The organism is Leifsonia sp. Ger2509, from assembly GCF_055231915.1.
This window is the reverse complement of sequence record NZ_JBUYVB010000003.1, coordinates 813312-834950: the sequence shown is the minus strand read 5'-3', so window position 1 is coordinate 834950 and position 21639 is coordinate 813312. Positions and strand designations below refer to the sequence as shown.

The 21639-nt window shown below is 68.9% G+C and carries 23 protein-coding genes; 17 read left to right on the top strand and 6 right to left on the bottom strand.

Annotated elements, in window-relative coordinates; translation table 11 throughout:
* Positions 1–2: 2 nt before the first annotated feature.
* The 6 genes from ACV7NN_RS04315 (at position 3) to ACV7NN_RS04290 (ending at position 6234) form a co-directional block, all read left to right on the top strand.
* The gene (locus ACV7NN_RS04315; protein WP_463348350.1) at positions 3–2168 is read left to right on the top strand and encodes an acetyl/propionyl/methylcrotonyl-CoA carboxylase subunit alpha; all 2166 of its coding nucleotides are present in this window, start codon (positions 3–5) and stop codon (positions 2166–2168) included.
* Positions 2169–2196: 28 nt separating this feature from the next.
* Positions 2197–2964 (top strand): CoA transferase subunit A, encoded by a 768-nt coding sequence (locus ACV7NN_RS04310; protein ID WP_463348349.1) that lies wholly within the window; start codon positions 2197–2199, stop codon positions 2962–2964.
* Positions 2961–3614 carry a CoA transferase subunit B gene (locus ACV7NN_RS04305; protein WP_463348348.1) on the top strand — a complete coding sequence of 218 codons (654 nt, stop codon included), beginning with the start codon at positions 2961–2963 and terminating at the stop codon, positions 3612–3614. The genes ACV7NN_RS04310 and ACV7NN_RS04305 overlap by 4 nt, the downstream gene beginning before the upstream one ends.
* Complete coding sequence (locus ACV7NN_RS04300; protein WP_463348347.1) at positions 3611–4099, top strand: MaoC family dehydratase; 489 nt, start codon at positions 3611–3613, stop codon at positions 4097–4099. The genes ACV7NN_RS04305 and ACV7NN_RS04300 overlap by 4 nt, the downstream gene beginning before the upstream one ends.
* On the top strand, positions 4096–4905 hold the full coding sequence (locus tag ACV7NN_RS04295; RefSeq protein WP_463348346.1) for an HpcH/HpaI aldolase/citrate lyase family protein: 810 nt from the start codon (positions 4096–4098) through the stop codon (positions 4903–4905). The genes ACV7NN_RS04300 and ACV7NN_RS04295 overlap by 4 nt, the downstream gene beginning before the upstream one ends.
* A gap of 267 nt (positions 4906–5172) precedes the next feature.
* Positions 5173–6234 (top strand): aldo/keto reductase, encoded by a 1062-nt coding sequence (locus ACV7NN_RS04290; RefSeq protein WP_463348345.1) that lies wholly within the window; start codon positions 5173–5175, stop codon positions 6232–6234.
* Between the two features lie 183 nt (positions 6235–6417).
* Here the strand turns inward: ACV7NN_RS04290 and ACV7NN_RS04285 are convergent, their stop codons facing one another.
* On the bottom strand, positions 6418–7002 hold the full coding sequence (locus ACV7NN_RS04285) for a TetR/AcrR family transcriptional regulator (protein WP_463348344.1): 585 nt from the start codon (positions 7000–7002) through the stop codon (positions 6418–6420).
* A gap of 189 nt (positions 7003–7191) precedes the next feature.
* Between ACV7NN_RS04285 and ACV7NN_RS04280 the strand changes: the two genes are divergently transcribed.
* Positions 7192–8568, top strand: a complete 1377-nt coding sequence (locus ACV7NN_RS04280; RefSeq protein WP_463348343.1) for a M16 family metallopeptidase — start codon at positions 7192–7194, stop codon at positions 8566–8568.
* A 42-nt stretch (positions 8569–8610) separates the two neighbouring features.
* Positions 8611–9213, top strand: a complete 603-nt coding sequence (locus ACV7NN_RS04275) for a histidine phosphatase family protein (RefSeq protein WP_463348342.1) — start codon at positions 8611–8613, stop codon at positions 9211–9213.
* A gap of 28 nt (positions 9214–9241) precedes the next feature.
* On the opposite strand, the gene ACV7NN_RS04270 is transcribed toward ACV7NN_RS04275, so the two are convergent.
* A complete protein-coding gene (locus tag ACV7NN_RS04270; protein WP_463348341.1) occupies positions 9242–9745 on the bottom strand; it encodes a GNAT family N-acetyltransferase in 504 nt (167 codons plus the stop codon).
* Between the two features lie 43 nt (positions 9746–9788).
* Here ACV7NN_RS04270 and dapB point away from each other — a divergent pair, with 43 nt between their 5' ends.
* Complete coding sequence (gene dapB, locus ACV7NN_RS04265) at positions 9789–10571, top strand: 4-hydroxy-tetrahydrodipicolinate reductase (protein WP_463348340.1); 783 nt, start codon at positions 9789–9791, stop codon at positions 10569–10571.
* Positions 10568–11023, top strand: coding sequence for a hypothetical protein (locus ACV7NN_RS04260; protein ID WP_463348339.1), 456 nt, complete (start codon positions 10568–10570; stop codon positions 11021–11023). Before dapB ends, ACV7NN_RS04260 begins: the two co-directional genes overlap by 4 nt.
* Here ACV7NN_RS04260 and ACV7NN_RS04255 read toward each other — a convergent pair.
* From ACV7NN_RS04255 to ACV7NN_RS04240, 4 genes are all read right to left on the bottom strand, one after another.
* Positions 11020–11928 (bottom strand): TIGR01777 family oxidoreductase, encoded by a 909-nt coding sequence (locus ACV7NN_RS04255; RefSeq protein WP_463348338.1) that lies wholly within the window; start codon positions 11926–11928, stop codon positions 11020–11022. The genes ACV7NN_RS04260 and ACV7NN_RS04255 overlap by 4 nt on opposite strands.
* Positions 11929–11933: 5 nt before the next feature.
* Entirely contained in the window at positions 11934–12359 is a 426-nt protein-coding gene (locus ACV7NN_RS04250) for an OsmC family protein (protein WP_463348337.1), read from the bottom strand.
* Positions 12360–12463: 104 nt separating this feature from the next.
* On the bottom strand, positions 12464–12985 hold the full coding sequence (locus ACV7NN_RS04245) for a DUF4395 domain-containing protein (protein WP_463348336.1): 522 nt from the start codon (positions 12983–12985) through the stop codon (positions 12464–12466).
* The gene (locus ACV7NN_RS04240) at positions 12972–13418 is read right to left on the bottom strand and encodes a TlpA family protein disulfide reductase (RefSeq protein ID WP_463348335.1); all 447 of its coding nucleotides are present in this window, start codon (positions 13416–13418) and stop codon (positions 12972–12974) included. The genes ACV7NN_RS04245 and ACV7NN_RS04240 overlap by 14 nt, the downstream gene beginning before the upstream one ends.
* A gap of 134 nt (positions 13419–13552) precedes the next feature.
* Here ACV7NN_RS04240 and thyX point away from each other — a divergent pair, with 134 nt between their 5' ends.
* The 7 genes from thyX (at position 13553) to ACV7NN_RS04205 (ending at position 21617) form a co-directional block, all read left to right on the top strand.
* Positions 13553–14263, top strand: a complete 711-nt coding sequence (gene thyX / locus ACV7NN_RS04235) for an FAD-dependent thymidylate synthase (protein ID WP_463351230.1) — start codon at positions 13553–13555, stop codon at positions 14261–14263.
* Between the two features lie 48 nt (positions 14264–14311).
* Entirely contained in the window at positions 14312–15289 is a 978-nt protein-coding gene (gene dapA / locus ACV7NN_RS04230; RefSeq protein WP_463348334.1) for a 4-hydroxy-tetrahydrodipicolinate synthase, read from the top strand.
* A gap of 67 nt (positions 15290–15356) precedes the next feature.
* Entirely contained in the window at positions 15357–17033 is a 1677-nt protein-coding gene (locus ACV7NN_RS04225; protein WP_463348333.1) for a ribonuclease J, read from the top strand.
* Positions 17034–17099: 66 nt separating this feature from the next.
* The gene (locus tag ACV7NN_RS04220; RefSeq protein ID WP_463348332.1) at positions 17100–17591 is read left to right on the top strand and encodes an N-acetyltransferase family protein; all 492 of its coding nucleotides are present in this window, start codon (positions 17100–17102) and stop codon (positions 17589–17591) included.
* A gap of 76 nt (positions 17592–17667) precedes the next feature.
* Complete coding sequence (locus ACV7NN_RS04215) at positions 17668–20469, top strand: FtsK/SpoIIIE family DNA translocase (RefSeq protein WP_463348331.1); 2802 nt, start codon at positions 17668–17670, stop codon at positions 20467–20469.
* Positions 20470–20473: 4 nt separating this feature from the next.
* Positions 20474–21094, top strand: coding sequence for a CDP-diacylglycerol--glycerol-3-phosphate 3-phosphatidyltransferase (pgsA, locus tag ACV7NN_RS04210; protein ID WP_463348330.1), 621 nt, complete (start codon positions 20474–20476; stop codon positions 21092–21094).
* Between the two features lie 7 nt (positions 21095–21101).
* Entirely contained in the window at positions 21102–21617 is a 516-nt protein-coding gene (locus ACV7NN_RS04205) for a CinA family protein (protein ID WP_463348329.1), read from the top strand.
* Positions 21618–21639: the final 22 nt, after the last annotated feature.

Here is a 21639-nt window from a genome sequence, read left to right as displayed (position 1 = left end):
CCATGACCGCACCCTCCTCGCGCCTCCCGGGCTCCGCGCCCGCCGCTGTTCCCTTCACCACCGTCCTCGTCGCGAACCGCGGGGAGATCGCCTGCCGCGTCATCCGCACGCTCCGTGAGCTCGGCATCCGCTCCGTGGCGGTCTACAGCGACCCGGACCGCACGGCGCCGCACGTCGCCCTTGCCGACGTCGCCGTACGGATCGGCCCGGCGGCCGCGCGTGACAGCTACCTGAACATCGGCGTGCTGCTGGATGCCGCGCGCCGCACAGGAGCGGAGGCCGTGCATCCCGGCTACGGCTTCCTCTCCGAGAGTGCGACCTTCGCGGAGGCCTGCGCCGCCGCCGGGATCACCTTCATCGGCCCGGGAGTCCACGCCCTCGACATCATGGGCGACAAGATCCGCGCCAAGCTGGCCGTCGCCGAGCATGGTGTCCCGACCATCCCTGGCGTCGCCGAGCCCGGTCTCGACGATGCGCAGCTCAGCGCTGCGGCCGCGGGTGTGGGTTACCCGCTGCTGGTCAAGCCGTCTGCGGGCGGCGGTGGCAAAGGGATGCAGGTGGTGCGCTCCGCCGACGAGCTCGCCGCCGCGCTCTCGACGGCACGACGGGTCGCGGGCGCCGCGTTCGGCGACGACACCCTCTTCCTCGAGCGGCTGGTCGAGTCTCCCCGGCACATCGAGGTGCAGGTGCTCGCGGATGCGCACGGCACGACCATCCACCTGGGCGAGCGCGAGTGCTCGCTGCAGCGCAGGCACCAGAAGGTCGTCGAGGAGGCACCGTCGGCGCTGCTCGACGCGGAGACCCGCGAACGCATCGGCCGGGCGGCCTGCGCGGTCGCCGAGACCGTCGACTACGTCGGCGCCGGAACTGTGGAGTTCCTCGTCTCCGACGCGGCGCCCGGCGAGTTCTTCTTCATGGAGATGAACACGCGGCTGCAGGTCGAGCACCCGGTCACCGAACTCGTCACCGGGATCGACCTGGTCGAGTGGCAGGTGCGGATCGCAGCGGGGGAGGCGCTCCCGTTCGCGCAGGACGACATCCGGCTCCGCGGGCACGCGATCGAAGTGCGCGTCTACGCCGAGAACCCCGAGCGCGACTTCCTGCCCACCGACGGCACCGTACTCGTGCTGCGCGAGCCGAGCGGGCCCGGTGTGCGCGTGGACAGCGGGCTGGTCCAGGGCAACGACATCGTCTCCGACTACGACCCGATGCTGTCGAAGGTCATCGCGTGGGGCGCCGACCGCGGCACTGCGCTTCGCCGGCTGGATGCGGCGCTCGCCGAGACGGTGATCCTCGGCGCTACGACCAACGTCTCCTACCTGCGCACGCTGCTCGCCGACGCGGACGTGCAGGCCGGACGTATCGACACGACCCTGATCGACCGCCGGTTCTCGCATTTGGTCGCACCGCGGGCCGACCCCGCCGAACTCGCCGCCGTCGCGCTGCTGCGTCACCTGCGCCGCCGCAACGGCGAGGACCCGGCAGCGGATGCGCATGACGACCGTGGTGCGATGAGTTCCGCCCTCTGGCGCGTTCCGAACGGCTGGCGTCTCGCCTCGCCGCGCCCTTCCGAGTACCGGATCGCCGCCGGACCGACCGACCGCACCGACGTCCTCGTGCTCGAATCATCCGCTCCCGCGCCCGCCGTCCCCGACCGCCTGCACGCCACGGTCACGATCGACGGCACCGCGCACACGGCCGAGCTGGTGTTGAGCCCTGCGTGGCCGGACCGCGCATCCCTCACCCTCGACGGGCTGACGACCGATTTCGCGTTCGCCGAGCCCGGCACGAGCGTCTGGCTCGGCGCCGACGGACGGGCCCGCGAGTTCCGCATCCTCACCCGTGCCGAGGCGCTCGCCGAGGAGCTCGCAACGCTCACGCGCGCAGAAGGCGCCGCTCACCCCGACGTGCGGTCGCCCATGCCGGGAACCGTCGTCTCCGTCGCCGTCGCCCCCGGCGACCGGGTGGATGCGGGAGACACGCTGGTCACGGTCGAGGCCATGAAGATGGAGCACCGCCTCACCGCCCCGGTCGCCGGCATCGCCCACGTCACCGTTTCACCGGGCGACCTGGTCAAACTCGACCAGCTGGTCGCTACCATCGAAGCCGAAGCACCCGAAACACCCGAGCCGCCCGCATCATCGGAGGACGCCGAGGTGCCGGCATGACCCTGTTCCGCAGAGGAGGAGATCGACGATGATCGACAAGGTGGTGGCGAGCGCCGCGGAGGCGGTCGCGGACATCCAAGACGGTGCCTCGCTGGCGGTCGGCGGCTTCGGGCTGTGCGGCATCCCCAGCGCGCTCATTCAGGCGCTGCACGACAAGGGGACGACCGGTCTCGAAGTCGTCAGCAACAACTGCGGCGTCGACGACTGGGGGCTCGGCATCCTGCTGGCAGACCGGCGCATCCGCCGCATGGTCAGCTCCTACGTCGGCGAGAACAAGGAGTTCGCACGGCAGTTCCTCTCGGGCGAGCTCGAGGTCGAGCTGACCCCGCAGGGGACGCTCGCCGAGAAGCTCCGCGCCGGGGGAGCCGGCATCCCCGCGTTCTACACGCCCGCGGGCGTTGGGACCCAGATCAGCGAGGGTGGCCTGCCACGTCTCTACGCCCCGGACGGCTCGATCGCCGTCGCGTCCGAGCCGAAGGAGGTGCGCAGCTTCGACGGCGCCGACTACGTTCTCGAACGCTCGGTCACGCCCGACTTCGCCCTCGTGCACGCGGCGAAGGCCGACCGCTACGGCAACCTGGTCTTCCACGCCGCAGCGATGAATTTTAACCCGCTCGCGGCGATGGCCGGACGCATCACCATCGCCGAGGTCGAGGAGATCGTCGACGCGGGCGACCTGGACCCGGAGTGCATCCACACGCCCGGCATCTTCGTGCAGCGGGTGGTACTCGCCGCCGACACCGAGAAGCGCATCGAGCGACGAACCGTCGCCCTCGCGGACGGGAGCCGCTCATGAGTCTCACCCGCAACGAACTCGCCGCTCGCGTCGCCCTCGAGCTCGAGAACGGCCAGTACGTCAACCTGGGCATCGGGATGCCCACGCTGATCCCGAATTACATCCCCGACGGCGTCGAGGTCATCCTGCACTCCGAGAACGGGATCCTGGGTGTCGGACCGTACCCCGCAGAGGATGCCATCGACCCCGACCTGATCAACGCGGGCAAGGAGACGGTCACGGTCAACCGTGGAGCCGCGTTCTTCGACTCTTCGACCTCGTTCGGCATGGTGCGCGGCGGACACGTCGACCTGGCCGTCCTGGGCGCGATGGAGGTGTCGCAGGCGGGGGACCTCGCCAACTGGATGATCCCCGGCAAGATGGTCAAGGGCATGGGCGGCGCGATGGACCTCGTCTTCGGGGCGAAACGCCTGATCGTGATGATGGAGCACGTCGACAGGGAGGGCCGCCCGAAGATCCTGACCGCGTGCACACTGCCGCTCACGGGCCGCGGATGCGTCGACCGGATCATCACGGACCTGGCCGTCATCGACGTCGAGCGTTCCGGCGACGGGTCGTCGGAACTGGTCCTGCGCGAACTCGCACCCGGCGTGAGCGTCGACGAGGTCGTCGCCGCGACGGGCGCGCCGCTGCGGATCGAGCTGTCATGAAGAACGTCGAACAGCGGGGTCTCTACTTCGAGGAGTTCGACCTCGACACCCGGTACCTCCACCGCCCGGGCCGCACGGTGACCGAGACCGACAACGTGCTGTTCACGACGCTGACCATGAACAGCCAGGCGCTCCACCTCGACGCGGCGTGGTCTGCGACGCAGCCGTTCGGGCAGCGGCTCATGAACTCGATGTTCACGCTCGCCACCCTCGTCGGCGCATCCGTCGCCCAGCTCACCCAGGGCACCATCGTGGCCAACCTCGGCTTCAGCGATGTGGCGTTCCCGCATCCGCTCTTCCACGGGGACACGCTGTACTCCGAGACGGTCGTGACCGGAAAGCGCCTGTCGTCGTCGCGACCCGGCCAGGGGATCGTGACCATGGAGCACACCGGGCGAAACCAGGACGGCGTCATCGTCGCGAAGGCGACCCGGTCCGTGCTGGTGTGGACCCGCGAGGCGCACGAGGCGGCCAGGGACGCATGAGCGATCTTCCCTGGGGGCCCGCTCTCCTCTTCTGCCCGGCGGATCGGCCCGACCGCTACGCCAAAGCACTGGAGCGGGCGGATGCGGTCATCATCGATCTGGAGGACGCCGTCGACCCAGGGGCTCGCCCCGCCGCACGGGAGGCGCTGCTCGCAGCGGGTCTCGACCCCGAGCGCGTGATCGTGCGCATCAACCCGGCCGGCACCCTGGACCATGTGGCCGACGTTCAGGCCGTGCGCTCGAGTCCGTACCGGACGGTGATGCTCGCGAAGACGGAACGCGTCACCGATTTCGCCGCGCTCGACGGGCTGCGGGTGATCGCGCTGTGCGAGACGGCGGCCGGAGTGCAGGCGGCGCCTGAGCTGGCCTCGACGGGCGGCGTCATCGCGCTGATGTGGGGCGCGGAGGACCTGGTCGCCTCGCTCGGCGGGACCACGAGCAGGCACGCGGATGGACGCTACCGGTCTGTCGCTCTCCACGCCCGGTCCACCGTCCTGATCGCGGCAGGCGCCTACGGCAAGGCGGCGATCGACACCGTCCACGTCGACATCGGGGACCTCGAGGGGCTCGCGGCGGAGGCGGAGGACGCGTCCGCCGTCGGATTCGCGGCGACGGCGTGCATCCATCCCGGGCAGGTCGATGTCATCCGTGCTGCGTACCGCCCGTCCGACGACGAGGTCGATTTCGCTCGGGAACTTCTGGCGGCTGCAGAGGAGCATCCCGGCGTTTTCCGGTTCCGGGGGCGCATGGTCGACGGCCCGGTGCTGCGCCACGCCGAGACCGTTCTGCGTCGCGCCGACGCCTGACTCGTCCTGCCCTGCGTGCCTTCGCCCCGATGGGCGATGAGCGGGATTAACCTGTCGGTGAGGGCTCGCGTCGTCGCCGGAAATGCCGTGTGACCTGCTCGGGGGACACCGCGCCGCATCGTGATCAAACTGTGATCCAAACTTGTGCAACAGTTCACCGGATTGCCCGGGCTCCGTCGGTGGCATGTCGTACGCTGCAAGTACGTGACAGGGGGGTTCACGTCCTCGAGTCGAATCGGGGATGGCAAGGCACCATCGGGAGGGGACATGGCACAGCTGCTGCCGTTGCGTTTACGCGACCACTCTTCCCGGGCTGCGAAGGCCACCGAGACGCACGCTGAAGAGCGCGTCGAGACGGCCATGCTTCCCGTCTTCGATCCGGCCCTGGAACTCACCGGCCCGCTCTCGATCGTCGCGCCGCGGCGCATCGGCGAGAGCGACCTGGCCGTGTATCCGCTCGCCCTCGGCGCCAGCGTGTTCGGCTGGACGGCCGACGGCGAGACCTCGCTGAGCATCCTCGACCGCTACACGCACCTCGGCGGCAACTTCGTCGACACGGCGGACAGCTACGTCGGCGGCCGCAGCGAAGTGCTCATCGGGCGCTGGATGCAGGAGCGGCGCAACCGCGACTCGGTCGTCATCGCGACCAAGGTGGGGCGTCACCAGGACAACCCCGGCCTCGGTTCGGTGAGCATCATCCGCGCGGTCGAGGCTTCGCTGGAGCGCCTGCAGACCGACCACATCGACCTGCTCTACTTCCACGACGACGACCTGTCCGTCCCCCTCGAAGACAGCCTCGCCACCGTCGAATGGCTGATCGAGTCCGGCAAGGTGCGTTACCTCGGTGCGTCGAACTTCTCGGCCGACCGGCTGATCGAAGCGCGCATCCTGTCGTCCACGGGGCTCCCCAAGTTCATCGCGATCGAACCGCACTACAACCTCGTGCACCGCGCGGAGTTCGAGAGCGACCTCCGCATCGTCGCCTCCGCACAGGGGCTCGCCGTCATGCCCTGCTTCGCGCTGGCGAACGGCTTCCTCACCGGCAAGTACCGCTCGAAAGACGACCTCAAGGCGGGGGCGCGCAGCGTCCGCGCGGCCGAGTACGTGAACCGGCGCGGCCTGCGCGTGCTTTCGGTGCTCGACCGTGTCGCTCGCGAGCACGAATCCACGATGGCGAGCATCGCACTCGCCTGGCTGCTGGCCAAGCGGAGCATCGTCGCACCGGTCGCGAGCGCAAGCCGCCCAGAGCAGGTCGACGCGCTCATGGCCGCGGCTGCCATCCGTCTCACCCGGGCCCAGATGCTCGAGCTCGACCGCGTCTCCGAATAGCCGCCCGCGCGCTCGCTCTCGCCCTCTCGCCCGCTCGCTCTCGCCCTCTCGCCCTCTCGCCCGCTCGCTCTCGCTCTCTCGCGCTCGCGCCCTCTCGCGCCCGCGCTCCGCGTCGAGCACAGGAAAAAGCACCTTATCGCGGGTAATAACGTGCTTTTTCCTGTGGTCGACCGCTGCCCGCGGCTACGCCTCGGAGAGCAGTCGCTCGGATGAGCGGTGCAGCGCAGCGCTCGCAGCGATCGAGTCGCCGACGTAGCCGCCGGCGAGCGCACCGTCGCGAGCCAGGATGAGGTCGTCGGCCGCGTCCCCTGGGTGCGGGTGGCCGATCTGGCGGAACAGTTCTTCGATCCGCTTCGCGTACCAGTCGCGGTGAGCGGTGACGGCGACGCGGACCGGATGGTTCGGGTCGGCGAACTGTGCCGCAGCGTTGATGAACGGATCGCCCCGGAATCCGGGGCGAACGGCTTCCACGCTGGTCTCGTCGACGAGCGCGCGGACAATGGCCCGCGGGTCTTTGAGCGTCCGCTCCTTCTCGTCGAACCACTCGCGGATCTGGCGGTCGCGGCCCTCGACGTAGGCGATGATCAGCAGATCCTTCGAGCGGAAGTGCTTGTAGAACGTCGCCTTGGTGACGCGGGCTCCAGCGATGATGCGGTCCACGCCGACGGTGTGGATCCCCTCCGAATAGAAGAGTTCGTCGGCTGTGGCCAGGATCTTCAGTTTCGAGGGAGCGGGCGGCCGGATGGTCGAACGGGCACTTGCGACCATCCGGCGCAACTCCTTTTTCTCGTGAAGCGTTCGGGTCGGCTTCAGCTTAACGGTCGGGCACGTGACGTTTTGGGGTTTTCGTCGCATGCTTTGTACGTCAGGTCAGTATACATATAGACAGACCAGTCTGTTTGTCCTCAAGCTGAATAGTCACAGCGCGTCCATATCCCCTGGCGTAGGGTGGAGGGGATGAACAGCGCAGTCGACCTCCCCCTCGGTCTGGCCGACCTCTCTTTCGCCGCATCCGGCGAAGCGCTGGTCCGGCGGACGATCCTGCCCAGCGGTGTGCGCATCCTGAGCGAGCACGTTCCCGGTTCGCGCAGTGCGACCATCGGCTACTGGGTGGCCGTCGGCTCCCGTGACGAGACTCCGAGCGAACGCCCGAACGAAGCCTCGGCCGGTCACGCATCCACCTTCGGTTCGACGCATTTCCTCGAGCACCTGCTCTTCAAAGGCACCTCGACGCGCACCGCGCTCGACATCGCGATCTCCTTCGACTCGGTCGGCGGCGAGCACAACGCGATGACCGCCAAGGAGTACACCTGCTACTACGCCAAGGTGCAGGATCGCGACCTGCCGATGGCGGTCGAGGTCATCACCGACATGATCACCTCGTCGCTGCTCGACCCGACCGAGTTCGAGAACGAGCGCGGCGTGATCCTCGAAGAGCTGTCGATGGCCGAGGACGACCCGTCCGACGTCGCGAACGAGCGCTTCTTCGAAGCGGTGCTGGGCGATCATCCGCTCGGCCGTCCGATCGGCGGCAGCCCGGCCACCATCCGCGCCGCCTCCCGCGACGCCGTATGGGAGCACTACCGCGCCAACTACCGCCCCCAGGACCTCGTCATCACGGCTGCCGGCGCGGTCGACCACGATCTCCTCGTCGCGAACGTCGAACGCGCGCTCGTCGGTGCCGGATGGGACCTCAGCATTGCGGCCGCTCCGGTCCCGCGTCGCGTTTCCACCGCTGCGGACATCCGCCGGGGCAGCGCGATCGTGACGGTCGAGCGTCCCATCGAGCAGGCCAACCTGCTGGTCGGCGTTCCCGGCCTGGTCGCGACCGACGACCGCAGGGTCACCATGGGCGTCCTCAACTCCATCCTCGGCGGCGGAATGTCGAGCCGCCTGTTCCAGGAGGTGCGCGAGAAGCGCGGACTCGCGTACTCCGTCTACTCGTTCTCCGGCGCGTACTCCGACGCCGGTGTGTTCGGGCTGTATGCCGGATGCGCGCCGTCGAAGGCCACACAGGTCGCCGAACTGATGCTCGCCGAACTGCACCGGATGGCGTCGGGCGGCGTGACGGCCGACGAACTGAGGCGCGCCGTCGGCCAGCTCTCCGGAGGGGCCGCCCTGGCCCTCGAGGACTCCGACACCCGCATGTCGCGCCTCGGCCGCTCCGAGATCACGCTCGGAGAGTTCGTCGACCTCGACGAGAGTCTCCGCCGCCTCCATCTGGTCACCCGCGACGATGTGCGCGACCTCGCAGCCGACCTGGCGTCCCGCGACGTCACGGTGGCCGCGGTCGGAAGCGTCGACGACGACATGTTCTCCGCTCTCACGTCCTGATCCACGCTCTGAAGACCACAGGAACCACCGGAAGGGTTTACGGTGCCGCATTATCTCTACCTCGTTCGCCACGGCGAGCAGCAGGATGCCGAACACGGTCTGCCGGACGGGCCGCTCTCCGCGCGGGGCAAGCGCCAGGCGCACCTCATCGCCGATCGCCTGGGGGGCATCCCGTTCACGGCGATGTACCACTCGCCGCTGAAACGCGCGGCCGAGACGGCGGCGATCATGTCGGAGCGGATGCCGGCCCTCACTCCGGAGCCGTCCAGCCTGCTCTTCGACTGCATTCCCTCGGGCCCCACCCCCGACATGCCGAAGGCGTTCGACTCGTTCTTCGGTGCCGTCACGCCGGCGGAGATCGAGGCCGGGCGCGCCCAGATGGATGATGCGGTCAACGAGTTCCTGACGCCGGCGCGAGCCGACCGGCACGACCTGCTCGTCACGCACAACTTCGTCATCGGATGGTTCGTCCGGCAGGTCTTCGACGCTCCGGACTGGCGCTGGCTGGGTCTCAACCAGGCGCACTGCGGTCTCACGATCATCCGGGTCCGTTCGGCGAAGCCGCCGGTCCTGGTGGTGCACAACGACCTGGGGCACCTGCCGGTCGAACTGCGCACCGGGCTTCCCGAGCTCCAACCGGTCTGAGTCCGGCACGCCGCGCACGGCGTGGAGGTCAGAGGGTCTTGCGGAACCAGTCCGTCGCGTTCGGATTGTCGTTGTACGGTTCGATCGACTCGTACCCGCTCGACCGGTAGAGGCCGCCAGCGGCCTCGAGGCTCGCGTTCGTGTCGAGCACGACCTCCGTGGCGCCGAAACCGCGCGCCCGGTCTTCGAGCTCGTTGAGGATCGCGCGCCCGAGGCCGAGGCCGCGGTGTTCGGGCTCGACCCAGAGGTGCTTGATCTCGTAGCGGACGCGGTGCCCGTGCGTGGATGTTCCGGTATCCGTCCCGCCCTGGGCGGGCAGGCCCCGCACTCCGCCGCAGCCTGCCGGGTTGTCGTCCTCGTCGTGGGCGACGAGGAACACGCCGGCGGGCGGGATGAACTGGGCCGGATCGGGGAAGGCCGTGCGATAGGCGCCGAGCCTGGGTGGGAACCCGGCGGCGCGTTCGGCGAAATAGGCGGCCAGCATCCGGTGGGCTGTCGGGTCGATGACGGAGACGTCGGCGTATGACACCATCCACCCAGCCTAGAACGGCTGCGCGATCATCTAGATTGGACGGGTGACTATTCGCGTGGCCGTCGCTGGTGCGACCGGAAAGCTCGGCTCCGTCGCCGTCCGGCTGATCGATGAGGCCGACGATCTCGAGCTGTTCGCGGCCCTCGATTCGAAGGCTCCGCTCGAGACGATGATCGGCGCCGACGTACTCGTCGACATGACGCTCCCCGCCGTGAGTCCCGGAATCGTGCACTTCGCGGTGGACAACGGGATCAACGTGCTCGTCGGCACGTCGGGCTGGGCGGCCGACCGTATCGTCGACCTCGAGCGGCGCGTCGCCGAGCGCGGCGAGGTCGGAGCGATCGTCATCCCGAACTTCTCCCTCGGCTCCGCACTCGGCACGGCGTTCGCGGCCGCGGCGGCCCGGTTCTTCGACTCGATCGAGATCGTCGAGACGCACGGACCGGCCAAGGTCGATTCGCCGTCCGGCACCGCGGTTCGCACGGCCGAACTGATCGGTGCTGCGCGCGCGTCGCGCGGACCGGTGGATGCTCCGCGCACCGACCAGCGCGCCAGGGGCCAGCAGGTCGCCAGCGTCCCGATCCACAGTCTGCGCATGCGCGGCGTGGTCGCCCGCCAGGAGGTCGTGCTCGGCGGCGAGGGGGAGACCCTGACGATCCTGCACGACACCGTCGGCTCGAGCGCGTACGAGGCGGGCATCCTCCTCGGAATCCGAGCCGCGGCGACCGCCCGCGGTGTGACGGTCGGCCTGGACAGGCTCATCGATCTCGGAATCGCCGAGCCCGCCGGTGACGTCCCCGAACCCACCGTGCGCGAAACCTCGTGAAGAACCGCATCGCCGCCATCCTGATGGCGGTGCTTCTCCTGCTCTACCTCGTCCTCGTGTTCGATCGCGGTGTGCTGTTCCTGCAGACCGGCGATCCGATCGCCATCGCGATGGGGGTCGCACTGTTCGTGCTCCCGGTGATCGCCGCGTGGGCGATCGGCCGTGAACTGCTGTTCGGCGCGCGCACGGAGAAGTTGGTCCGCATACTGGACGCGGAAGGCGGCCTGCCGGTCGACGACCTTCCGCACCGGGCGAGCGGCCGGCCGTTGCGCGACGCCGCTGACGCCGAGTTCCCGCAGTACAAGGCCGAGGTCGAGGCCGAGCCGCAGGACTGGCGCGCCTGGTTCCGTCTCGGGCTCGCCTACGACGCATCCGGCGACCGCAGGCGTGCCCGTGCCGCGCTGCGCCAGTCGATCCGGCTGTACCGCGACGGGGCGCGCAAGCCGGCCTAGCCGGCGGCCTGACGGGCCGGGCGCTTCACCAGGCGGGCGATCGCGTCGCGCACCGTCGGGTCGGCGAAGACGAAACCGTCGCCGAGCAGTTTCTCGGGGATGACCTTCTGGCTGGACAGCAGCAGTTCCTGCCCGGCGTCGCGCAGGGTCACGTCGACGACCTTCTCCGGAAGCGGGAACCCGTACGGCCGGTGGACCTGCGCGGCCAGTTCACGCAGGAAACCGTCGGCCGTCACCGGGGACGGCCCCACGAGGTTCACCGGGCCGTCGAGCGTCGAGTCGAGCAGGTGCACGATCGCCGCGACTTCGTCGTGGAGGCTGATCCACGGCCAGTGCTGTCCGCCGGTGCCGATGGGACCGGCGAGCCCCAGGCGCGCCACGGGGAGCAGCGGGCGCATGGCGCCGCCGCGCCCGACGACGACGCCGCTGCGGATCGTCACGACCCGCGTCTTCTCCGGGGCGAGATGGGCCGTGGCCTCCCACGCTTCGACGAGATCGGCCAGGAACCCCGATCCCTTCGGTGATTGCTCCGTGAGGCGCTCGCCCGGCCGGTCGCCGTGGAACCCGACGGCCGAGGCACTGATGAAGACGGCCGGCGCACGGGACGCCATGCGCATCGCGTCGGTGAGCGTCTGGGTGGAGTGGATGCGCGAGTCGAAGATCTGCTTCTTGTAGCGGCGAGTCCACGGAAGGTGGCTGAGGGATGCGCCCGAAAGGTTGATCACCGCATCCACCCGCTCCATGAGGGTGAAGTCGATGATCCGTGCGGCCGGCGACCAGGTGAATTCGGATTCGCTCCGCGGATCATGACGCACGAGCCGGAGCACCGCATGACCGTCTGCCGCGAGCCGGCGGCAGAGCTCGGCGCCGATCAGCCCGGACGCGCCGGCGACGAGGATGCGCATCCGGCTCAGGCCAGGTCGGCTTCGATCGTGATCGGGATGCCCACGAGTGCGCGGGAGACCGGGCAGGTCGCCTTCGCCTCCTCCGCGAGCCGCTGGAAGTCCTCTTCGCTGATCCCTGGCACCTTCGCGTTGACGAGGAGGTGGCTGCCTGTGATGCCCGATGCGGGGTCGAAGGTGACGGCCGCGGTCGCCTGGATGCTCTCCGGGGTGGTCCCGAACGACGCGAGGATGTTGGAGAACGCCATGGAGAAGCAGGCGGAGTGGGCGGCGGCCAGCAGTTCTTCGGGATTCGTGATGCCGTCACGGCCCTCTGCGCGGGCCGCCCAGCTGACCGGGAACTCCGCGGCGTGCGACGAGTCGAGCGTGAGTGTGCCCGAGCCGGACTTCAGGTCGCCGTTCCAGACGGTGGTCGATTCGCTGGTGAGAGCCATGGGGGATCCTCCTGAGGTCGGCTGATGGATTCGTTTCCACCCTATCGACGCTCCCGTCGCTCGACGGAGGTCACACCTGATTCGCAGGCGGGGGCAACCGCCGGTCAGGCGACGCGACCGGTGCGTCGGATCACACCGGCGCGGACGAGCAGCAGGTAGATCTGGCAGCCGAGGCAGTAGCCGAACACCGAGTTGAGGAAAGCGGCGACGAACGCGAGGGACGCTGCGACGACGACCGCGTACGGCACACCGAACAGCGCCAGGACGAGACCGGCGAGCGTGATGACGAAGCCGACGCCCTGCGCGAAGGTGGGCGGCGCCGGATCCTCGCGCTCGGTCGGCGGAGCCAGGCGCGGCCGCACCAGTGTGCGGAAGAGCACGCCGTACGGGTGCAGTTGGATGCCCGCGAAGGCCCCCCACGCGAACAGGAGCGAGATGACCAGGAGCACGACGAAGGCCGCGACGTCCAGCCCGGCGAGACCGAGGGCGATCGTCACGAGCAGCAGCACCGCGGTGATGCCCGCGCCGAAGCGCGGGCTGCGCGGATCGATCCCTACGGTTCCTCCCGCGGAAGCGGCACCCGTGTCGGCGACCGGTGCGGCGGAGGTGGCGTCAGGCTGTGACATGGGTTCTCCCGATGAGGTCGTCGAGCGCCGAGCGCAGGTCGTCGCGCCGCGGCGCCCCGCCGATGCGCGCGCGGACGACGCCCGCTCCGTCGACGAGGAACGTGGTGGGGGTCTGCAGGATGTTGAACGTGCGGGCCAGGTCGGGCTGCTCGGTCAGGTCGATCTCGACGTGCGCGACGCCGTCGCGTTCGGCGCTGAGCTGACCGAGCACGACGGCCGTGCTGCGGCACGGTGCGCAGAACTCGGTCGAGAACTGCAGCAGAGTCGCGGCAGACCCGAAGGGATGCGGTGAGTCGACATCCGCCGCCGTCACCACGGCTCGCGCATCCGCCGCCTGCCGCACGCGGCCGGTCCGCGACCGCCAGAGCAGCCCGATCACCGTGCTCACGGCGACGAGGCCGAGCACGATCGCGATGGAGGCGAACCCGTTCATGGTGTCGCCGACACTACGCGCGCGGCCGCGCCCGGTGCGGAGTATGACGCGACGTTACGTGCGCACGACGTTCCCGGCGGGACCGCGCATCCGGATAGGGTGGGCGCGTGCCCGAGATCGAGTTCCGTTCCGATATGACCGTGGAGCTCGTGCGTTCGAGCGCCCACGACTCCGATGTGCTCTTCGCGGCCCGCGTCTCCACGCAGGGCGAGCAGACCCTCGAGCAGAGCAGGCTCGACGGCACGGAGACCGAGGCCGACACGGCCCGAGACCGCGGGTTGATCAACTACCTGATGCGCGACCGCCACGGCTCACCGTTCGAGCACAACTCGATGACCTTCTACGTACAGGCGCCGATCTTCGTGTTCCGCGAGTTCATGCGCCACCGCATCGCCTCGTACAACGAGGAGTCCGGCCGCTACCGGGAGCTCCGCCCGGTGTTCTACGTTCCTGACGCCGAGCGGCGCCTCGTGCAGACCGGCAAACCAGGTGCCTACGAGTTCACCCCGGGCTCCGCCGAGCAATCCGCACTGGTGGAGCAGCAGACGAAGACATCGTCGCGGCTCGCGTTCGAGGCGTACCAGCGGATGCTCGAAGCCGGCGTCGCACGCGAGGTCGCGCGGATCGTCCTTCCGCTGAACATCTATTCGTCGATGTACGTGACGATGAACGCCCGTTCGCTGATGAACTTCCTGTCGTTGCGCACCCGCCATCCCGAGTCGCATTTCCCCTCGTTCCCGCAGCGCGAGATCGAGATGTGCGCCGAGCAGATGGAAGAATTGTGGGCGGGCCTGATGCCGCTGACGCACGCAGCGTTCGAGGCGAACGGGCGGGTCGCGCCCTGACCATTCCGCACGCTCTGGCGACGGCCCCGACGCGATAGCCTGTACAACATGTCTGACTCCGCGAATCCGTTCGGCCAGGTGCTCGTCGCCTTGGTGACGCCGTTCACCGCCGATGGCGAGGTCGACTGGGCCGGCGTCGAGAAGCACATCGACGACGTCATCAACGACGGCGCAGACGGCATCGTCGTCACCGGGACGACCGGGGAGACCTCGACCCTGACCGACCCGGAGAAACTGCGGCTCGTCGAGGTCGGCAAGTCCGTCTCCGCCGGTCGCGCGAAGATCATCACCGGCGGTGGATCGAACGAGACCGCGCACGCCATCCAGCTCTACCAGCAGAGCGAGAAGGCGGGCGCCGACGGCGTCATGATCGTGACCCCGTACTACAACAAGCCGACCCAGGCCGGCATCCTCACGCATTTCCGCATGATCGCCGACGCGACCGACCTGCCGGTGATCCTCTACGACATCCCCGGTCGAACCGGTGTCCCTATCAAATACGAGACGATCCTCCGGGCCGCCAAACATCCGAACATCCTCGCCATCAAAGATGCGAAGGGCGACTTCAGCGAGGTCAGCCGGGTGCTCAACCAGACCGATCTCCTCTACTTCTCCGGCGACGACGCCAATGTGCTTCCGCACCTCTCGATCGGCGCCTCCGGCCTGATCGGGGTGACGGCGAACATCGCCGCCCGACCGTATCGGCAGATCGTGGACGCGGTCAACGCCGGCGACCTCGCCACCGCGACCGCAGCCCACCGCACCCTCGAGCCGCTGGTACGAGCGGTGATGACCCATGTCCCCGGCACGGTCGCCGCGAAGTACATCCTCCACGGGCTCGGGCGCATCTCCAGCCCGCGGGTCCGCCTGCCCCTCGTCGGCCCAGAGGAGTGGGAGGCCGCCCAGATCGAAGACGAGATCGACCTCGTCACCGACATCCCCGGCGTGGACTTCCGCAACTTCCGGCCCGACCGAAACGCCGCCGCCGGCGGTGCACTGCCCAAGATCGCCGGCACAACACGTTAGGTCCCGGCCACTGCCAGGACCGCACCACCAGGAGCGCCTCGCGCCCGCACACCATTTAGGAGGGCACATGCCCAACCTCGTCTCCGACCCGCCCGCACTCGAACCGGGCACCCTGAGGATCATCCCGACAGGAGGACTGGGAGAGATCGGCCGCAACATGACGATCTTCGAGATCGACGGCAAGATCCTCATCGTCGACTGCGGCGTGCTGTTCCCCGAAGAGAACCAGCCCGGCGTCGACCTGATCCTGCCCGACTTCGCCCCCGTGCGCGACCGCCTGGACGACATCGTCGGCGTCGTGCTCACCCACGGCCACGAGGACCACATCGGTGCCGTCCCTTACCTGCTCCGCCTGCGCGCGGACATCCCCCTGATCGGGTCCGGGCTCACGCTCGCGCTGGTCGAGGCGAAGCTCAAAGAGCACCGCATCCAGCCGTACACGCTCACGGTGAAGGAAGGCCAGCACGAGGCGCTCGGCCCGTTCTCGCTGGAGTTCGTCGCGGTCAACCACTCGATCCCGGATGCGCTCGCCGTCGCGATCACGACGAGAGCCGGCGTCGTGCTCCACACCGGTGACTTCAAGATGGACCAGCTTCCCCTGGACGACCGCATCACCGACCTCCGTGCCTTCGCTCGACTTGGCGAGAAGGGTGTCGACCTCTTCATGGCCGACTCCACCAACGCCGACGTCCCCGGCTTCACACCGCTGGAGCGCTCGATCGGGCCCGTGCTCGACAACGTGATCGCCCGGGCACCCCGGCGGGTCATCGTGGCGAGCTTCTCGAGCCACGTCCACCGCGTCCAGCAGGTGCTCGACGCCGCGGAGGCCAACGGCAGGCGCGTGGCGCTCCTCGGTCGCTCGATGGTGCGCAACATGGGCATCGCCGCCGACCTCGGCTACTTGAAGGTGCCCGAGGGGGTGCTCATCGACTACAAGAAGGCCGCAGACCTGCCCGACGACCGCATCGTCTACATGTCGACGGGTTCGCAGGGCGAGCCGATGGCGGTCCTGGCGCGCATGGCCAACCTCGACCACCAGATCGAGGTCGGGCCCGGTGACACGGTCATCCTCGCCTCCAGCCTGATCCCGGGCAACGAGAACGCCGTCTATCGCGTGATCGACGGCCTCACCAAGCTCGGTGCGAGCGTCGTGCACAAGGGCAACGCCAAGGTGCACGTCTCCGGCCACGCGGCCGCGGGAGAGCTGCTCTACTGCTACAACATCATCAAGCCGAAGAACGTCATGCCCGTGCACGGCGAGTACCGGCACCTCGTCGCCAACGCCGCCCTGGCGATGGACACCGGCGTACCGCAGGAGAACACGATCCTCGCCGAGGACGGCACCGTCATCGATCTGCGCGACGGCCTCGCACGGGTGGTCGGTCAGCTCGATGTCGGCTACGTCTACGTCGACGGTTCGAGCGTTGGCGAGATCACGGATGCGGACCTCAAGGACCGCAGGATCCTCGGCGAGGAGGGCTTCATCTCGATCATCGTCGTGGTCGAGGCGGCCAGCGGGCGCATCATCACCGGGCCGGAGATCCACGCCAAGGGATTCGCCGAGGACGACGCGGTGTTCGACACGGTCAAGCCGAAGATCGCGGCGGCGCTGGCCGACGCTGCGCACAACGGGGTCCGCGACCCGCACGCCCTCAGCCAGGTCGTGCGGCGCACGGTCGGCCGCTGGGTGAACACGAGCTACCGTCGCCGCCCGATGATCGTGCCGCTGGTGATCGAGGCCTGACCCTCGGCCCTCCGCGAGGGCACCCGCCGAAACCCGCCCGAAACACGGCGCGAGTACGCTCCCGCTATGGGTGGCTTCGATATTCGCAGCGCGACCCCGGCCGATGCACGCTTCATGGGCGACATGCTCGTCGAGGCGGCCAACTGGAGCGTGAGCCGCGCGCGACCCCGCGTGGCGATCCTCGACGATCCGAAGGTCTCCCGCTACATCGCCGGGTGGCAGCGCCCCGGCGATTTCGGATCGGTCGCGGTCGATGCCCACGGCATCCCGATCGGAGCGTGCTGGGCGCGCCTGTTCCCGCCGAATGCACCCGGCAGCGGGTTCGTGGCTGTCGGAGTCCCCGAACTGATTCTGGGCGTGAACCCGCAATGGCGGGCCCAGGGCGTCGGCCGTGCGCTTCTCAGGGCGATCAACCGCCAGGCGCTCGCCGCCGGGCACGCGCGGCTCAGCCTCAGCGTCGAGCGGACGAATTTCGCGCAGCGGCTCTACGTGAGCGAGGGCTTCGTGATCATCGAGTCGAGGGAGTCGTCCGACACGATGGTCGCGACCATCCGCTGACGCGGCGTGGAGGCCGCAGGGGAGACACCCCGCGCTCTTCCGGGCCAATGACGGCGGCGCAAAGTACCGTGTTGGCATGGCCACGAGCACCAAGTCGACTTCACGTGCCCGGAACACCTCCGCGCGCGGGGGTTCGACGGCGCGCAAGCCTGCCGCGAACACTGCTGCGCAGAAGACCGTCAAGTACCCGGCGGCAGACCCGAAGCCGGCTCTGCTGGTTCGCATCTGGATGGGGCTGGCGCACCTGGTCGGGGGCGCCTTCCGTGCGCTCGGACCCGAGAAGTTCGCCAAGGAGGAGCGCCGTGACGGCGTGCCCTTCTTCCTCGTCCTGCTGGCTGTCGCCGGCGCCGTCGCCGAGTGGTTCCTGATCGACAACACGGTCGCCCAGACCCTCGAAGTGTGGACGTTCGGCGGCCTCTTCGGCCGGGTCGCCTATGCGCTGCCGGTCATCATGGTGCTGTTCGCAGCGTGGCTGTTCCGTCATCCGAGTTCGGTCCACGACAACACGCGCATCGGTATAGGGCTCGGCATCCTGCTCATCTCCGTGTCGGGCCTCTGCCATGTGTTCAGCACGCATCCGATGCCCGCGGACGGCATCGCCCGCCTTGCGGAGGCCGGGGGAGTGCTCGGGTGGCTCCTCGCCTGGCCGCTGTCCGCCGTTCTCACCTGGGTGGGCGCCGGGATCGTCATCGGCCTCCTGCTCGTTCTCAGTCTCTTCATCATCACCAAGACCCCGCCCAACAAGGTCGGCGCCCGTATCCGCGAGCTGTATGCCTACCTCTTCGGTGCCCAGCTGCCGACGGAGGAGGAGCGCAAAGCCGCGAAAGAGGCGAAGACGCAGCAGGTCGAGCTCGACGACATCGATGAGCCTGCGGACGAGGCGAACCTCCCCTGGTGGCGGCGCAACAAGTCGCAGCGCGAAGACGATCCCGCCTTCGACAGTCCCGTCATCGCCGAAGATTTCACGGCGCTGCTCGGCACTCCCGCCCAGGCCGGCCACGGCGAGTTCGCCTCCGCGATCGAGCCGGATCCCGCGTCCGACCACTACAACACCGAGGTCCTCGACGAACTGCGCCTGGCCGAAGACGCGGTCAAACGGTTCACGGGCGAGGTGGCCGCCGCGGGCCAGCACGCGACGGGCCTCCGCCCTGACGGCGCGACCGAAGTCCTCCCCGGATTCTCGGCGGATGCGCAGGCCGACTTCGACGAGGTCGCAGCAGGTGCCGCGCGACCGCTCGCTCCGGTGCCTCCTGCGCCGTACCGTCTTCCGGCTCCCACCATGCTGTCCGCAGGGTCGCCCGCGAAGACGCGCTCGGCTGCGAACGACGAGGTCGTGAGGCAGATCACCGAGGTCCTCGACCAGTTCCAGGTGGATGCGAAAGTCACCGGGTTCTCGCGCGGCCCGACGGTGACGCAATACGAGATCGAGCTCGGGCCCGGCGTCAAGGTCGAGCGGGTGACCGCCCTCAGCAAGAACCTCTCCTACGCGGTGGCCAGCAACGAAGTGCGCATCCTCTCGCCGATCCCCGGCAAGAGCGCGATCGGCGTCGAGATCCCGAACAGCGACCGCGAGATCGTCTCGCTCGGAGACGTGCTCCGCTCAGCGGCGGCGGCGAAGAGCGTCCACCCGATGACGATCGGCGTCGGCAAAGACGTCGGCGGCGGGTATGTCGTCGCGAACCTGGCCAAGATGCCCCACCTCCTCGTGGCGGGCTCGACGGGCTCCGGAAAGTCGAGCTTCGTCAACTCGATGATCACGAGCCTGCTCATGCGGGCCAAACCCGCCGACGTGCGCATGGTGCTCATCGACCCGAAGCGCGTCGAACTGACGATCTACGCCGGGGTCCCGCACCTCATCACGCCCATCATCACCAACCCGAAGAAGGCGGCGGAAGCGCTGCAGTGGGTGGTCAAAGAGATGGACATGCGGTACGACGACCTGGCCAGCTTCGGCTTCCGCCACATCGACGACTTCAACAAAGCCGTCGTCAACGACGAGATCGTCCTTCCAGCCGGCAGTGAGCGCAAACTCAAGCCGTACCCCTACCTCCTGGTCGTCGTCGACGAGCTCGCCGACCTCATGATGGTCGCCCCGCGAGACGTCGAGGACTCCATCGTGCGGATCACGCAGCTGGCACGAGCATCCGGGATCCACCTGGTGCTCGCCACCCAGCGTCCGTCGGTCGATGTCGTCACCGGTCTCATCAAGGCCAACGTGCCGTCGCGGCTCGCATTCGCGGTGACCAGCGTCACCGACTCCCGCGTCATCCTCGACCAGCCGGGCGCCGACAAGCTCATCGGCCAAGGCGATGGGCTCTTCCTGCCGATGGGTGCGTCGAAAGCGGTGCGCGTCCAGGGCGCGTGGGTGAGCGAGTCCGAGATCCAGAAGGTCGTCGACCACGTCACGCGCCAGGCGCGCCCGGAGTACCGGCAGGATGTCGCTGCTGTGGCGGAGAAGAAGCAGATCGACTCCGACATCGGCGACGACCTCGAACTCCTCCTGGCGGCGGCCGAGCTCGTGGTCTCGACCCAATTCGGCTCGACGTCGATGCTGCAGCGCAAGCTCCGTGTCGGGTTCGCGAAGGCCGGCCGGCTGATGGACCTGCTCGAATCGCGCGAGATCGTCGGCCCGTCAGAAGGCTCGAAGGCCCGGGATGTGCTCGTGACGGCCGAGCAGCTGCCGTCGGTACTCGCGAGACTGCGCGGAGAAGAGCCGCCCGGGGGAGCCTCCGCGGCTGGACATCCGGCCGCGCCGGGCGACGCGTCCGACGGCTACGGCCAGTACGACGGCGATCCGGTCGCCCGCATGACGGAGGGCTATCCTGAGGTGGAGGGCGACTCGAACGAGGACGCCTGGCAGCTGACCGACAGGGAGTAGACCGATGTCGGTGCCCGACGCCCCTCCGCCGGCAGCGGCGGGAGGCCAACCGCTCCGCGCTCCGAGCAACTGGAACCTTCCGAACGTCATCACGGTCGTCCGTATCCTGCTCGCTCCGCTGTTCGTGTGGATGCTGCTGGCAGACAACGGCGAAGACGGCTGGCTCCGGTGGGCCGCGGCCGCCCTGTTCATCCTGGCCATCGCGACCGATGGGGTCGACGGCGCGATCGCCCGTCGCCGCAACCTGGTCACCGAGCTCGGAAAGCTGCTCGACCCGATTGCGGACAAGGTGCTCACGGGCGGCGCTCTGATCGCGCTGTCCATCCTCGGCGAGCTGCCGTGGTGGGTGACGATCGTCATCCTCGTGCGCGAGGTGGGGATCACGATCTACCGCTTCGTCGTCATCCGCCAGGGGGTCATCGCGGCGTCGCGCGGTGGCAAGATCAAGACGATCGTCCAGTCGGTGGCCATCTCGTTCGCGCTCGTCCCGCTCTGGACGGTGTTCGGCGACTGGATCTTCTGGGTCAACGGCGTCCTGATGACCGCTGCCGTCATCCTCACCGTCGTCACCGGCATCGACTATCTCTGGCAGGCCTGGAAGGGCCGGCGGGCGCATCGTGCCTGAGGCGGCGATGCCGTCGGGTGAAGGGTCCGCATCCGGTCTCACCGAGCGCGTCGTCGCGGAGCTCATCGCACGGTCCCTCACTGTGGTCGCGGCCGAGTCCCTCACCGGGGGCGAGCTCATCGCCGAGCTGACGCGTGTTCCCGGCGCGTCCGCCACCGTTCTCGGCGGAGCGGTCGTCTACGCCACGGCCCTGAAGCATTCGCTGCTCGGCGTCGACCAGGGCCTTCTGGATGCGCACGGACCGGTTGACCCGGGGGTAGCGATCCAGCTCGCGCGCGGCGTGCGCGAGCGACTGGCCGTCGATGGGCGACCGGCGGATGCCGGCCTTGCCACCACGGGCGTAGCCGGACCGGACGGGCAGGGCGGACGAGCACCGGGAACCGTCTTCGTCGGTGTCTCGTTCGGGGAGCGCACGCGGGTCGTCGAGCTCGCGCTCACGGGGAGCAGGGCGGAGATCCGCCGCGCCACGGTGGTCAGGGCGATCGAGGAGCTCGCCTCGGAGCTCGGGATCGACCGCGTGTAACAGGCGGGAATACCCCCTGTTT